The organism is Rhodovulum imhoffii, assembly GCF_003046545.1.
In the GTDB taxonomy this organism is placed as follows: domain Bacteria; phylum Pseudomonadota; class Alphaproteobacteria; order Rhodobacterales; family Rhodobacteraceae; genus Rhodovulum; species Rhodovulum imhoffii.
In genome coordinates, this window is record NZ_QAAA01000010.1 from 66865 (window position 1) to 80722 (window position 13858).

Here is a 13858-nt window from a genome sequence, read left to right on the forward strand (position 1 = left end):
GGTAAGACCGCCCCGTCCAACCCGGATCGCCCATGACAGAGCATTCCCACCGCCTTCCGATCGTTTTCATCCTGATCACGCTGGTTCTGGATGCCATCGGCATCGGACTGATCCTGCCGGTCATGCCTGACCTGATCCGCGACATCGAGGGCGCGGGATTGAGCGACGCTGCCATCTGGGGTGGGGTTCTGGCCACGGTTTTCGCGGTGATGCAGTTCCTGTGCGGGCCGCTTGTGGGAAATCTGTCAGACAGGTTCGGGCGGCGCCCTGTCCTGTTGATCTCTCTGGCCACGATGGCGCTGGACTATGTGGTGATGGCGCTGGCCGGGTCGATATGGCTGCTTCTGGCGGCACGGGTCATCGGTGGCGTCACCGCCTCGACCCAGGCCACGGCAAGCGCCTTCCTCGCCGACATCTCACGCCCGGAACAGAAGGCCGCCCGCTTCGGGATGGTCGGCGCTTCCTTCGGAATCGGCTTTGTGATCGGGCCGGTGATCGGTGGATTTCTTGGCGAATTCGGCCCTCGTGCCCCGTTCTGGGCGGCCGCCGGTCTGGCCGGGGTGAATTTCCTGTTCGGTCTCCTGGTTCTGCCGGAAACGGTGACAGAGCGCACCCGCCGCCGGTTCGACCTGCGGCGCGCCAACCCCCTTGGCGCATTTCGCGAAATGCGCCGCCTGCCGGGAGTGGCGCCACTTCTGGTGCTGTTTTTCCTGTATGAGTTCGCGATGTTCATCTACCCGGCGATCTGGGCCTACTTCACCCAGTACCGCTTTGGCTGGAGCCCGGGCACGGTGGGAATATCGCTGGCGATGTTCGGTATCGGCGTAGCCGCCGTACAGGGCGGGCTGATCCGCGTCATCCTGAGGGCGCTGGGGGAGCGGTTTACCGTCTGGTACGGCCTGGGCTACAACCTGCTGGCGTTCCTTCTGATCGGGGTCATCGAAAGCGGGCGGGCGATCCTGCTTCTTACCCCGTTGATCGCGCTGGGCGCGGTGGTGACGCCCGCGCTTCTGGCAATGATGTCCAGGGCGGCCGGGGACAATCAGCAGGGGGAAGTCCAGGGAACGGTAAGTTCCCTGCGCTCGGTCGCGATGATCCTGTCCCCCCTGGTGATGACCCAGCTCTTTGCCGCGTTCACCAGCCCGCAGGCAAAGGTACACCTGCCTGGTGCACCGTTCTTTCTTGCCGCAGGCGTGATGGGGATTTGCGGCCTCGTCTTCGCATACGGGGGCCGCTTGAAACCTCCCGGAAAGACTCACCGCTGCCCGGAATCGGCTGAATCCCGCTAATTCTTCCTTGGATCGCGTTGCATTTCTGCGACGGATCGCACCCTGCGGCGGTTTGTGCCCAAGCCTCTGCACAAAGGCTTTTTTCAAAGGGGTTTTGGCACTATTCCTGCCTGATGAAGGGTTCGAAATGTCGCATGATTTTGGCGACTGTCAGGGGTGCCTGACATTGCCATCGTCAACTTGATGTGACATTCTCCGGAAGTGACGATGCCAGGCTATGGTCGCCGGGCGCCCAAGGCGCTTTGCCTCTGGAACCTGGGTTGTCGATGCCCGCGTGCAGGCCATGCACGCACACAGTCGAAAACCATATTGGGGAGACGACAATATGTCTGACGATGCTGACAAAGTCTGGCCGACCGGCCTGACGCTTGCCGAGGCCGAAGAAGTGCACAAGCAGCTCATCGATGGCACCCGTGTATTCGGTGCGATCGCTCTGCTGGCGCATTTTCTCGCCGCTGTTGCCACGCCGTGGCTGGGCTAAGGGAGGTACCAAGATATGAACAACGCTAAAGTCTGGCTCGTGGTCAAACCGACCGTCGGTGTTCCGGTTTTCCTGGCCGCCGTCGCCATTGCTTCGTTCCTGGTGCACCTGGTGCTCGTCCTGAACACCGGCTGGATGCAGGACTACTACATGGGTTCGGCCGCTGAAACCGCCGCGATCACCGTGGCTGCGCCGGAAACGACCGCCTAAGATGGCTTTCGGCGCCTGACGCCGGGTCATTCGTGTCGCAGATCTCGCGAGGGCCGGGGCCAAGTGCTTCGGCCTTCGCATCCGTCCGGAGGCGGCCGCGGGGCGCGCCAGCCCCGCCCTCTACGAATGGCCCCCTGAACGCGCGAACATTCAAGGACCTGCGGGTCCTGCCATTCGGAGCCCGAACCCCATGAACCGATTCAGCAAGATGGCCGTCCAGCGTCTGGCAACGGTCGCGCCGCGCTTCCTGCCCTTTGCCGAAGCCGCCAGCGACGACCTGCCCCTGTCGCGTCTGTTGCGGCTTTCGCTGTTCCAGGTCTCGGTCGGGATGGCACTGGTGCTCCTCGTCGGGACGCTGAACCGGGTCATGATCGTCGAACTGGGCGTGCCGGCTTCACTCGTGGGGATCATGATCTCCCTGCCGCTGGTCTTTGCACCGTTTCGGGCGATGATCGGATACAAGTCCGACACGCACAAATCCGCCCTGGGGTGGCGGCGGGTACCCTACATCTGGAAGGGCACGCTGCTGCAATGGGGCGGCTTTGCGATCATGCCTTTTGCCTTGATCGTGCTCTCCGGGCAGGGCTCAGCCGAGGGAGCCCCGGTCTGGCTGGGGCAGGCCAGCGCGGCGCTGGCCTTTCTGCTGGTGGGCGCGGGCGTGCACACGGTACAGACCGTTGGCCTTGCGCTGGCGACCGACCTGGCCCCACGCGACCAGCAACCCAATGTCGTCGGCCTGATGTACGTAATGATGCTGGTCGGCATGATCATCAGCGCAATGGTGTTCGGCATCCTGCTTGAGAATTTTTATCACGCCAAGCTGATCAAGGTGATACAGGGGGCGGCGCTTGTGACCCTGGTGCTCAACGTCATCGCGGTCTGGAAACAGGAGCCGCGCAACCGCGCCCGCGCACTGGCCCAACAGGCCCGCGACAATGACCCCAGCTTTACCGAAGCCTGGCGCCATTTCGCCAGCGGACCGAATGCGATGCGCCTTTTATGGGTAATCGGGCTGGGCACGATGGGCTTTGGCATGGCCGACGTCCTTCTCGAACCCTATGGCGGACAGGTCCTGGGCCTTTCGGTGGCGGCCACGACCAAGCTGACCGCGACGCTTGCCGGGGGCAGCCTGGTGGGTTTTGCGCTGGCCTCCCGGGTGCTCAGCAGGGGGGCGGACCCGGTGGCGATGGCGGCCTGGGGCGCCGCGGCGGGCCTGCCGGGTTTCGCGGCAATCACATTTTCCGCAACGTTGCAATCCCCGGAAATCTTCGTTCTGGGGACGCTTGCGGCCGGATTTGGCGCCGGGCTTTTTGGCCACGGGACGCTGACGGCGACGATGCGTTCCGCCCCGAAGGAGCGGGTCGGCCTGGCGCTGGGGGCGTGGGGCGCGGTGCAGGCGACCGGTGCAGGGATAGCCATCGCACTGGGCGGCATTCTGCGCGACGTCGTCATGACTCTGCCCGCCGGGGATACGTTCGGCGCGGCAACGCCTTATTTCGTTGTGTTCTCGCTGGAATTCCTGATGCTTGCACTGGCACTGATCGTGGTGGTGCCGCTGCTGTCCAAGCACATCTACGCGGATGTCCGCCCCCCGCAGGCAGGCAGACCTCCGGCGGAGTGACCCTGGCCCCCCAAGGCGCTCCGCAGGACCGTCTCCAACTGCGGTGGTGAAAGGGGGGCCGGGTTCCCTTTCATCGACGATGACATGGATGCGGCGCGGGCGATCTCGGGCACGTTGTCCGGTGTCACGCCCAGGTCCGACAGGCAGGGAAGGCCCGCCCCGTGCGCCCAGTCGGCCATTTCGGCATATCCCCCCCCTATCCAGGTGCGGATCTGCTCAAACCGGTGGGTGTCCTGTCCAAGCGTACGGCACACGGTTTCATTCAAGGACAGGACATGTGGCAGCAGCGCACCGCAGATCGCTCCATGGGCGGCCCCCGTGACCCCGCCGATAACCCCGGCGAGCCCGTGTACTGCCCCCAATCCGGCATTCGTCAGCGCCATCCCGCCCGTCAGGCTGACCAGTGCCATGTCATCGCGCGCGGCGGCATCTTCGGTCTCCATCAGGCGCCGCAGGGCCGCAAACCCGCGTGGAATCATCGCGGCGCACAGCGCGTCGGTCACAGGGTTTGCCCGGCAGGAGAGGTAGGGCTCAATCACCTGCGTGACGGCATCCAGCCCGGACGCAAGCGTCACCGCGCGGGGGGTGCCATCGGCCAGCGCCGGATCGACCAAGGCAAGGTCGGCAAGCATCCGGTCATCGCGCAGGCTGACCTTGCGGCGGTGACCGGGCACACCGATCACGGCGTTCCTGGTGACCTCCGCGCCAGTCCCGGCGGTAGTGGGCACGGCAATGAAGGGCAACGGTGCGGCGTCCAGGGCCTGCCCTTCCCCCACGACCTCGAGGTAACGCATCGCCTGCCCCGGTGCCGGCACAAGCGCCGCCAGCGCCTTGGCCAGATCGAGCACCGCGCCGCCGCCGATGCCCAGCACGACCTCCACCCCCGCGGCGCGCGCGACGGGAAGGGCCTCGTCCAACATGTCCAGCGTGGGTTCCGCGGGGCAGGGCAATAAAATCGCCCCCTTCAAACCCGCCAAAACCGGCGCGGCGCGGGCGGTGGAACGCCCGTGAACGATCAGAACCCGGTCGCCCCTTGCCCGTGCCTCTGGAACGGCCTGAGAGGCCACACCCCGGCCAAAGCGAACCCGGCCCGCAGTTTGAAACGCGAATGGGGTCATGCCTGCATGGTCGCGGCAACAGCGCGCTTCCAGATGGCGTAACGGTCATCGCGGGTTCCGGCATCCATCCGGCTTTCGAAACGCCGCTCCAGCGCCCAGCCTCTGGCGAAACCCTCGGCGTCCGGGTAGAGCCCGGCGCGCATCCCGGCCAGCCACGCCGCCCCCAGCGCGGTGGTTTCCAGCATCTCGGGACGATCCACCGGGGCCCCAAGAATGTCGGAAAGAAACTGCATCGTCCAATCCGAAGCCGACATACCGCCATCCACCCGCAGCACCGCCTGCCCGCCGCCCCGCCAGTCGGCGCGCATCGCCTCCAGCAAATCGCGGGTCTGGAAGCCGACGCTTTCCAGTGCCGCGCGGGCGAACTCCGCCGGGCCGGAATTGCGGCTCAGCCCGAAAATCGCCCCCCGGCATTCGGGTTGCCAATAGGGGGCGCCAAGCCCGGTAAAGGCAGGCACGATCACCACGTTCTGTGTCGGATCGGCGGTTTCAGCCAAAGGCTGGGTTTCCTTTGCCTCCCGAATGATCTTCAGCCCGTCGCGCAACCATTGGACCACAGCCCCCGCGATAAAGATCGAACCCTCCAGCGCGTAGGTGGGCGTACCGTCCAACTGATAGGCAATGGTGGTCAGCAGGCGGTTTTCCGATAACACCGGGGTGCTGCCGGTATTCAGCAGCGCGAAACAGCCCGTGCCATACGTGGATTTCATCATCCCCGGAGCGAAACACGCCTGCCCGACCGTGGCGGCCTGCTGATCTCCGGCCACCCCAAGGATCGGAATCTCACGCCCGAACAGATCGGCCCGCGTAACGCCAAATTCGGCGGCGCAATCCCTGACCTCGGGCAGCATGGCCATCGGCACGCCAAGCATGTCGCACATGGTCCGGCTCCAGCGGCCCTTGCGGATGTCGTAAAGAAGCGTGCGCGCCGCGTTGGTGGCGTCGGTGGCATGGACCTTGCCCCCTGTAAGCTTCCATATGAGGTAGGTATCGACCGTACCGAACAAAAGCTCCCCCGCCTCGGCACGGGGGCGGGCGCCTTCGACGGTATCGAGAATCCACGCCAGTTTCGTACCGGAGAAGTACGGGTCCAGCAGCAGTCCGGTGCGTTCGGCGGCAGTGGGCTCGGCCCCTTCGGCGCGCAGGCGAGCGCAGGTTTCCGCGGTGCGGCGATCCTGCCAGACGATGGCGTTATGCATCGGACGGCCGGTGGACTTTTCCCAGACCAGGGTGGTTTCGCGCTGATTGGTGATGCCGATGGCGGCGATATCGGCCGCAGAGAGACCTGCGCGCTCAATCGCCTCACGACAGGTGCCGGCCGTGGTGGACCAAAGGTCCGCCGGGTCATGCTCCACCCAGCCGCTGGCGGGAAAATGCTGGGGAAATTCCTCTTGCGCGATGGCCTTGATCCGCATCCCCTCATCAAACACGATCGCCCGGCTGGAGGTGGTGCCCTGATCGATGGCAAGGACATGGCGCATGGGAAACTCCGTCATTGAGAGGGGCCGGGGCGCGCGGATCCGCGCCCCGGCCCGGAGAGTTTACTGCCAGCTCGCGATCAGCTCGTCGTAATCGACGGTGATCGGGGTCGGCTTTTCGTTCTCCAGCTTCGCCTTGGGCGCACCGGGCTGAGAGAGCCAGACTTCCGGGTCCTGCTCATCGTTGAGCTTGGGCCCGAGGTCGCCCTGGATACCGGCACGCTCCAGCCGCTCCAGCACGCGCTCCTGCTGTTCGCACAGGCTGTCGAGCGCCTCCTGAGCCGACTTCGCGCCCGAAGACGCATCGCCGATATTCTGCCACCACAGCTGCGCCAGCTTGGGGTAGTCGGGCACATTGGTCCCGGTCGGCGACCACTGCACCCGCGCGGGCGAACGGTAGAACTCCACCAGGCCGCCCAGTTTCGGCGCGCGCTCGGTAAAGCTGTCGTGCTGAATGGTGGATTCGCGGATGAAGGTCAGCCCGGTATGGGCCTTCTTCACATCCACGGTCTTGGAGACCACGAACTGCGCATAGAGCCAGGCCGCCTTCGCCTGGTCGAGCGGCGTGGATTTCATGAGCGTCCAGGACCCGGCGTCCTGGTAACCGACTTTCATACCCTCTTCCCAGTAGGCTCCGTGGGGGCTGGGGGCCATGCGCCATTTGGGCGTGCCGTCATCATTCATGACCGGCAGGCCTTCCTTCACCATATCGGCGGTAAAAGCGGTGTACCAGAACATCTGCTGGGCGATGCTGCCCTGTGCCGGGACCGGCCCCGCCTCCGAGAAGGTCATGCCCGCGGCGGCGGGGGGCGTGAACTCGGTCAGCCACTTGATATACTTCTCGATCGCGTAAACGGCAGCCGGGCTGTTGGTCGCCCCGCCCCGCGCCACGCAGGAGCCGGTCGGCTGGCTGTTCTCGTTCACGCGGATGCCCCATTCATCGACCGGCAGGCCGTTGGGTTCCCCCTTGTCGCCCATGCCGGCCATCGACATCCACGCATCAGTAAAGCGCCATCCCAGGGAAGGGTCCTTCTTGCCGTAATCCATGTTGCCATAGACCACCTGGCCATCGATCTCGCGCCCGGTGAAAAACTCGGCGATATCCTCGTAAGCCGACCAGTTGACCGGCACACCAAGGTCGTAGCCGTAAGCTTCCTTGAACCCGGCCTTCAGGTCGGGGTCTGTGAACCAGTCGTAACGGAACCAGTAAAGGTTGGCGAATTGCTGATCGGGAAGCTGGTAAAGCTTGCCATCCGGTCCGGTGGTGAACTCGGTCCCGATGAAATCGTCGACGTCGAGGCCGGGGTTGGTGACGTCCGCCCCTTCGCCGGACATCCAGTCGGTCAGGTTGCGCGCCTGCTGATAGCGCCAGTGGGTGCCGATCAGGTCGGAATCGTTGATATAGGCATCATAGATGTTTTCGCCCGACTGCATCTGGGTTTGCAACTTTTCGACCACATCGCCTTCGCCGATCAGGTCATGGGTGACCTTGATGCCGGTAATCGCGGTGAACGCCGGCGCCAGCACCTTGGATTCGTATTCATGGGTGGTGATGGTTTCCGACACCACCTTGATCTCCATCCCCGCGAAGGGTTGGGCGGCGTCGATGAACCACTGCATCTCAGCCTCCTGCTCGGCGCGGGAGAGGCTGGAAAGATCGCCGATTTCGGCGTCCAGGAAAGCCTTCGCGGCCTCCATGTCAGCCATGGCAGGGCTGGCCATAAGCGCCAGTGCCGCAAGGGCCGTTGTGGATTTCAGGTTCAACATTGGTTCCTCCCTTTCATGAACCGGTCTTGTCCGCCGGGCGTCAGACCCAGCGAAACACCGCCGCAGCGTAGACGAGGCAGACGATCAGTGCGTAGGGCTGATACGCCTCCACCACCCCCAACCAGGCGAGATTGATGAAGGCCGAGCCCAGAAGCGTGATGAACAACCTGTCGCCGCGCGTGGTCTCTATGCGCAGGATGCCCCTGCGCGGAGTTTCGGGAAAGCGGATCGCAAGGATCGTGAAGATCACCAGAAGCGCCGCAATGGTGGCGAAAAAGATCGCGGTGGGCAGGGTCCAGGCCATCCAGTCCATGAGTGTCCTCCCTCAAACCCGGCCCAGGGCAAAGCCCTTGGCGATGTAATTGCGCACGAACCAGATAACCAGCGCACCGGGCACGATGGTCAGCACACCCGCCGCGGCCAGCACGCCCCAGTCCAGCCCGCTGGCGGAAACCGTGCGGGTCATCGTGGCGGCGATGGGCTTGGCCGCCACGCTGGTCAGGGTACGGCTGAGCAGCAGTTCCACCCATGAAAACATGAAGCAGAAGAACGCCGCCACCCCGATCCCGCTGGCGATCAGCGGCATAAAAATTTTCACGAAAAAACGCCCGAAGGAATAGCCGTCGATATAGGCCGTCTCGTCGATCTCCCTGGGCACGCCGCGCATGAAGCCCTCCAGGATCCACACCGCCAGCGGCACGTTGAAAAGGCAATGCGCCAACGCCACGGCCACATGGGTATCAAACAGCCCCACACTGGAATAAAGCTGAAAGAACGGCAGTGCGAACACGGCGGGCGGTGCCATCCGGTTGGTCAGCAGCCAGAAGAACAGGTGCTTGTCCCCCATGAAGTGATAGCGCGAAAACGCATAGGCCGCCGGCAGGGCCACCGCCACCGAGATGACCGTGTTCATCACCACATAGATCAGCGAATTGACATACCCCATGTACCAGCTCGGGTCCGTCAGGATGGTGACGTAGTTCTGAAGCGTCAGGTTTCGCGGCCATAGGGAGAAGGTGCTCAGGATTTCCTGGTTGGTCTTCAGGCTCATGTTCACCAGCCAGTAGATGGGCATCATCAGGAAAAGAAGGTAAAGCCCCATCACCACTGCGCTGCTGTTGATGCGCAGCCGGCTGCGCGGCGCTTCCATCGTCAGATCGGCCATTTCAGACACCCTCCCGTTTGTCGAGGTTGGTCATCACCGTGTAGAAGACCCAGCTGATCAGCAGGATGACAAGGAAATACATCAGCGAGAACGCCGCCGCCGGACCAAGGTCGAACTGCCCCAGCGCCATCTTCACAAGATCGATCGACAGGAACGTGGTGGCGTTGCCCGGCCCACCGCCGGTAACGACGAAAGGTTCGGTATAAATCATGAAACTGTCCATGAATCGCAGCAGGATCGCGATCATCAGCACACCTGCCATCTTGGGCAGCTCGATATAACGAAACACCTTCCACCGGCTCGCCTGGTCGATGCGCGCGGCCTGGTAGTAGGCGTCAGGGATGGATTGCAGCCCCGCATAGGCCAAAAGGGCGACCAGCGAAGTCCAATGCCACACGTCCATCACGATCACCGTGATCCAGGCGGCCAGCGAATCCTGTGTGTAGTTGTAGGCAATGCCCAGCTTGTCCAGCGTATGACCCAGCAGCCCGATATCCACCCGGCCGAAAATCTGCCAGATCGTACCCACCACGTTCCACGGGATCAGCAGCGGCAAGGACATCAGAACCAGGCAGAACGATGCCCAGACACCCCGTTTGGGCATATGCAGCGCCACGAAAATGCCCAGCGGCACCTCTATGGCCAGAATGATCGCGGAAAACGCAAGCTGCCGGCCCAGCGCATCCCACATCCGTTCGGAGTGCAACAGTTCATCGAACCACTCCAGCCCGGCCCAGAAGAACTGGTTGTTTCCGAAGGTATCCTGAACCGAATAATTCACCACCGTCATCAGCGGGATCACCGCCGAGAACGCCACCAGCGCCAGAACCGGAAGCACCAGGAACCATGCCTTGTGGTTGACCGTCTTGTCCATCACGCTGCCTCCCCTTCCACACGCCAGTCATCGGCATACACGTTGACACGCGCCGGATCGAAGCTGACGCGGGTCATGTCGGGGCCGATCTCTTCGCCTTCTTCGGCGATTATGTTGATGTCATACCCAAAGAAATCGGCCCGCACGATCTTGTGGCGCCCGACATCCTCGACCCGGCGAATCCGCACAGGCAACCCTTCTGTCGCGGACAGGCGCGCATATTCCGGGCGCACGCCGATCTCCACCTTGCCATCCAGCGCGCCATAGGCCCGCGCCATGGGAATGGAGGCCCCGTTGATATAGGCCTGCGCCCCCTCCACCCTGGCCGGGATCACGTTCATCCCCGGTGAACCGATGAAATACCCCACGAAGGTGTGGGCCGGGGCTTCGAACAACTCCTCGGGTGTGCCGATCTGCACCACGCGCCCGTCATGCATCACGACGACCTTGTCAGCAAAAGTCAGGGCCTCGGTCTGGTCGTGGGTGACGTAGATCATCGTATGACCGAACTGGCGATGCAGCGCCTTGAGCTGAGTGCGCAGTTCCCACTTCATGTGCGGGTCGATCACCGTCAGGGGTTCGTCGAACAGCAGCGCGTTGACATCCTCGCGCACCATCCCGCGACCAAGGCTGATCTTCTGCTTGGCATCGGCCGTCAGGCCGCGCGCGCGCTTGTCCAGAATTTCCTCCATGCCGATCATCCGGGCGATGCCCTGAACGCGGCGGGCGATGTAATCGGGCGCCGCGCCCCGGTTTTTCAGCGGGAAGGCAAGGTTTTCACGCACGGTCATGGTGTCGTAGACGACCGGGAACTGGAACACCTGCGCGATATTGCGCGCGGCGGTGGGGGCGTGCGTGACATCGGCATCGTTGAACAGGATGCGCCCACGGCTGGGGCGCAAAAGCCCCGATATGATGTTCAGCAGCGTGGTCTTGCCACAACCCGACGCGCCAAGCAGGGCATAGGCCTCACCGTCGGCCCAGACATGGTTGAGCTCCTTCAGCGCGTAATCGTCCTCCCCCGCCGGGTCGGACAGATAGGAATGGGCCAGGTTATCAAGAGTGATCTTCGCCATTCGTCCCTCCCTCAGGCCGCCAGAGCGTAAGCCGCAGGGGCCACCAGCCGCCCGTCCGCCCCGAACACGTAAACATGGGCCGGGTCCAGGTAGACTTTCAGATCCCGCCCCAGCGTCAGGTCATGCACGCCATGCACCAGCCCCACCCAGCGTTCGCCATGATGGTCGAGATGGATGAACGTCTCCGATCCGGTCAACTCCGTCACGCTCAGTTGGGCGGTGAACTCCATCGCCTCGCCATTGTGGCGGGAAATCTCCAGGTGATTGGGACGAAACCCGGCCAGGTAACGCCCGTCCGGCAACTCGGCCAGCTTGCCCGCAGCGTCGGCACCCTGCCCATCCCCGAACATCAGGCGCCGGCCCGTCTTGCTGATTTGCAGGAAGTTCATCGGCGGGTCGGAAAACACCCGCGCCGTCGTCGCATCCACCGGACGGCGATAGACCTGCGGCGTCGGGCCGAACTGCGTCACCCGCCCCTCCCACAACGTGGCGGTGTTACCCCCCAAAAGCAGGGCTTCTTCAGGCTCCGTGGTGGCGTATACGAAAATGCTGCCCGACTCCTCGAAGATCCGGGGGATTTCCACACGCAACTCCTCGCGGAGCTTGTAGTCGAGGTTGGCAAGCGGTTCATCCAGCAACACCAGGCCCGCCCCCTTCACCAGTGCCCGCGCCAGCGCACAACGCTGCTGCTGCCCGCCCGAAAGCTCAAGCGGCTTGCGGGTCAGCATCGGCGTCAACTTCATCATTCCGGCGGTCGCCCGGACCGCGGCGTCGATCTCTGCCGCCGGCTTGCCCATCAACCGCAGCGGAGAGGCGATATTGTCGTAAACCGTCATCGCGGGATAATTTATGAACTGCTGGTAAACCATCGCCACGCCCCGGTCCTGGACACGCTGGCCGGTAACGTCCTGCCCATTCCACAGGATGCGCCCGGCAGAGGGCACGTCCAGCCCCGCCATCAGCCGCATAAGTGAGGTCTTGCCGGAAAGCGTCGGCCCAAGCAGCACGTTCATGGTCCCGTTTTCCAGCGTCAGATCCGTGGGGTGGATATGCGCCTGCCCCCCGACGGTCTTGGACACCCCCTCCAGCGTCAATGTCATGCGTTTCCTCCCCGGCTATTCCGCCGCCGCCCGCCTGCGCAGGTGGCCGTCGATCCATTCCTCCAGCCGCGCGGTCGCGGCCGCATCCAATCTCAGCCCCAGCTTGCTTCGTCGCCAGAGCACGTCCTCCGCGCTGCGGGCGAATTCCCGGCCAACCAGCCAGCACAGCTCCCGCTCGGTCAGGGTCGCGCCGAAATCTTCGCCAAGATCGCCCGCCTTGTGCGCCCTGCCCAGAACGTCCCAGGCTTCCGTTCCGTAAGCCCGGACAAGCCTGAGCGCCCAGGCGCCGGTCAGGAAGGGGTAGTCCTGCCGCAGCCGGACCACCAGAGCCGACGCGCCGTCAACCGGAAAATCCCCGCCGGGCAGCGGCACACCCGCCGTCCAGCCCCCCGCCACACCTTGAAAGAAAGGCGCGATTCGCTCCATCGCGCTTTCGGCCAATCGACGGTACGTGGTGATTTTCCCTCCGAACACGTTCAGCAACGGCGCGCCCGCGCTGTCCACCGTCAGGGTATAATCCCGCGTGGCGGCGGTGGCGGAACTGGCCCCGTCATCGTAAAGCGGACGCACGCCGGAATACGTCCAGACGATATCTTCCCGCGTCACCGGGCGCCGGAAATAGCGCGTGACGAAGGCGCACAGGTACTCTTGTTCCGCTTCGGTGCAGACGGGGGGCGTGCCGGGATCCGGGTGGTCCCGGTCGGTGGTGCCGATCAGGGTAAACTCCTGCTCATAGGGGATGACAAAGACGATCCGCCCATCTTCCCCCTGCAGGAAATAGGCCTTGTCATGTTCGAAGAGCTTCCTGACCACAATATGGCTGCCGCGCACCAGCCGGACACCCTCTCGCGTTTGCAGGTTCAGCCGGCCATGCAGCACATCGCCCACCCACGGTCCGGCGGCATTCACCAGCATCCGGGCCCGCACCTCGCGCAGGGCGCCGGTATCGCCGTCACGCAAGGCGATGACCCATACAGCCCCATCCCGGCGCGCTTTCTCAACCCGCGTGCGCACGAGAACCTCGGCCCCGCGCGTCTGCGCATCACGCGCATTGAGCACCACAAGACGCGCATCGTCCACCCAGCAATCGGAATACTCGAAGGCCCGGCCGAATTCCCGCTTCAGCGGCGCGCCCTCGACGGTTCCGGGCAAGGCCAGAACCCTGGTCGGCGGCAGGATCTCGCGCCCGCCCAGCCAGTCGTAAATTGCCAGCCCCGCCCGCAACAGCCACGCCGGGCGGCGGCCTTTCATCCACGGCATCGCAAGGCTCATCAGGCGCGAGGTCGGGGTATCGCTGTCGAAACGCATATTTCCATGATAGGGCAGCACAAAGCGCATCGGCCAACTGATATGCGGCATGGCACTCAAGAGGGTCTCCCGCTCGATCAGCGCCTCACGGACAAGCCGGATCTCGAAATACTCAAGATACCGAAGCCCCCCATGGAAAAGCTTGGTGGAGGCGCTGGAGGTCGCCTGCGCCAGGTCCCCCTGCTCGGCCAGCCCGACACGCAAACCGCGCCCGGCGGCATCCCGGGCAATTCCGCATCCGTTGATGCCGCCCCCGATGACGAACAGGTCGTAAGCCTGCGGCGCTTCGGCCTGCGGCATAGGCGCACCCCCCCCTTGATTGTCGCACCTCCGATAGAAGCAGGCGATGCGCTTTTCGTCAACTTTTTTGT

The 13858-nt window shown here is 63.9% G+C and carries 13 protein-coding genes; 4 read left to right on the plus strand and 9 right to left on the minus strand.

Annotated elements, in window-relative coordinates:
- Window positions 1-32: 32 nt before the first annotated feature.
- From C8N32_RS09560 to C8N32_RS09575, 4 genes are all read left to right on the plus strand, one after another.
- Window positions 33-1289 (plus strand): TCR/Tet family MFS transporter, encoded by a 1257-nt coding sequence (locus C8N32_RS09560; protein WP_107892764.1) that lies wholly within the window; start codon window positions 33-35, stop codon window positions 1287-1289.
- Between the two features lie 325 nt (window positions 1290-1614).
- Window positions 1615-1770, plus strand: coding sequence for a light-harvesting antenna LH1, beta subunit (gene pufB / locus C8N32_RS09565; protein WP_107892765.1), 156 nt, complete (start codon window positions 1615-1617; stop codon window positions 1768-1770).
- A 15-nt stretch (window positions 1771-1785) separates the two neighbouring features.
- Window positions 1786-1980, plus strand: coding sequence for a light-harvesting protein (locus C8N32_RS09570; protein WP_107892766.1), 195 nt, complete (start codon window positions 1786-1788; stop codon window positions 1978-1980).
- Between the two features lie 190 nt (window positions 1981-2170).
- Window positions 2171-3601 carry a PucC family protein gene (locus tag C8N32_RS09575; RefSeq protein ID WP_107892767.1) on the plus strand — a complete coding sequence of 477 codons (1431 nt, stop codon included), beginning with the start codon at window positions 2171-2173 and terminating at the stop codon, window positions 3599-3601.
- Here C8N32_RS09575 and C8N32_RS09580 read toward each other — a convergent pair.
- From C8N32_RS09580 to glpD, 9 genes are read right to left on the minus strand one after another with little or no spacing between them, the layout of a single operon-like run.
- Window positions 3553-4719, minus strand: coding sequence for an iron-containing alcohol dehydrogenase (locus C8N32_RS09580; protein ID WP_107892768.1), 1167 nt, complete (start codon window positions 4717-4719; stop codon window positions 3553-3555). The two genes, C8N32_RS09575 and C8N32_RS09580, sit on opposite strands and share 49 nt — an antisense overlap.
- Entirely contained in the window at window positions 4716-6200 is a 1485-nt protein-coding gene (glpK, locus tag C8N32_RS09585; protein WP_107892769.1) for a glycerol kinase GlpK, read from the minus strand. Before glpK ends, C8N32_RS09580 begins: the two co-directional genes overlap by 4 nt.
- A gap of 60 nt (window positions 6201-6260) precedes the next feature.
- Window positions 6261-7964 (minus strand): ABC transporter substrate-binding protein, encoded by a 1704-nt coding sequence (locus C8N32_RS09590; protein ID WP_107892770.1) that lies wholly within the window; start codon window positions 7962-7964, stop codon window positions 6261-6263.
- Between the two features lie 40 nt (window positions 7965-8004).
- Window positions 8005-8277 (minus strand): DUF2160 domain-containing protein, encoded by a 273-nt coding sequence (locus tag C8N32_RS09595; RefSeq protein WP_107892771.1) that lies wholly within the window; start codon window positions 8275-8277, stop codon window positions 8005-8007.
- Window positions 8278-8289: 12 nt separating this feature from the next.
- Entirely contained in the window at window positions 8290-9129 is an 840-nt protein-coding gene (locus tag C8N32_RS09600; RefSeq protein ID WP_107892772.1) for a carbohydrate ABC transporter permease, read from the minus strand.
- Between the two features lies 1 nt (window position 9130).
- The gene (locus C8N32_RS09605) at window positions 9131-10003 is read right to left on the minus strand and encodes a carbohydrate ABC transporter permease (protein ID WP_107892773.1); all 873 of its coding nucleotides are present in this window, start codon (window positions 10001-10003) and stop codon (window positions 9131-9133) included.
- On the minus strand, window positions 10003-11079 hold the full coding sequence (locus C8N32_RS09610) for an ABC transporter ATP-binding protein (protein ID WP_107892774.1): 1077 nt from the start codon (window positions 11077-11079) through the stop codon (window positions 10003-10005). Before C8N32_RS09610 ends, C8N32_RS09605 begins: the two co-directional genes overlap by 1 nt.
- A gap of 11 nt (window positions 11080-11090) precedes the next feature.
- The gene (locus C8N32_RS09615; protein ID WP_107892775.1) at window positions 11091-12179 is read right to left on the minus strand and encodes an ABC transporter ATP-binding protein; all 1089 of its coding nucleotides are present in this window, start codon (window positions 12177-12179) and stop codon (window positions 11091-11093) included.
- Between the two features lie 15 nt (window positions 12180-12194).
- The gene (glpD, locus tag C8N32_RS09620) at window positions 12195-13787 is read right to left on the minus strand and encodes a glycerol-3-phosphate dehydrogenase (RefSeq protein WP_107892776.1); all 1593 of its coding nucleotides are present in this window, start codon (window positions 13785-13787) and stop codon (window positions 12195-12197) included.
- Window positions 13788-13858 lie beyond the last annotated feature (71 nt).

Coding starts and splice junctions, on each gene's coding strand:
- C8N32_RS09600 (WP_107892772.1), bottom strand. CDS start 9,129: ATGGCCGATCTGACGATGGAAGCGCCGCGCAGCCGGCTGCGCATCAAC.
- C8N32_RS09580 (WP_107892768.1), bottom strand. CDS start 4,719: ATGACCCCATTCGCGTTTCAAACTGCGGGCCGGGTTCGCTTTGGCCGG.
- glpD (WP_107892776.1), bottom strand. CDS start 13,787: ATGCCGCAGGCCGAAGCGCCGCAGGCTTACGACCTGTTCGTCATCGGG.
- C8N32_RS09570 (WP_107892766.1), top strand. CDS start 1,786: ATGAACAACGCTAAAGTCTGGCTCGTGGTCAAACCGACCGTCGGTGTT.
- pufB (WP_107892765.1), top strand. CDS start 1,615: ATGTCTGACGATGCTGACAAAGTCTGGCCGACCGGCCTGACGCTTGCC.
- C8N32_RS09590 (WP_107892770.1), bottom strand. CDS start 7,964: ATGTTGAACCTGAAATCCACAACGGCCCTTGCGGCACTGGCGCTTATG.
- C8N32_RS09610 (WP_107892774.1), bottom strand. CDS start 11,079: ATGGCGAAGATCACTCTTGATAACCTGGCCCATTCCTATCTGTCCGAC.
- glpK (WP_107892769.1), bottom strand. CDS start 6,200: ATGCGCCATGTCCTTGCCATCGATCAGGGCACCACCTCCAGCCGGGCG.
- C8N32_RS09560 (WP_107892764.1), top strand. CDS start 33: ATGACAGAGCATTCCCACCGCCTTCCGATCGTTTTCATCCTGATCACG.
- C8N32_RS09595 (WP_107892771.1), bottom strand. CDS start 8,277: ATGGACTGGATGGCCTGGACCCTGCCCACCGCGATCTTTTTCGCCACC.
- C8N32_RS09605 (WP_107892773.1), bottom strand. CDS start 10,003: ATGGACAAGACGGTCAACCACAAGGCATGGTTCCTGGTGCTTCCGGTT.
- C8N32_RS09575 (WP_107892767.1), top strand. CDS start 2,171: ATGAACCGATTCAGCAAGATGGCCGTCCAGCGTCTGGCAACGGTCGCG.
- C8N32_RS09615 (WP_107892775.1), bottom strand. CDS start 12,179: ATGACATTGACGCTGGAGGGGGTGTCCAAGACCGTCGGGGGGCAGGCG.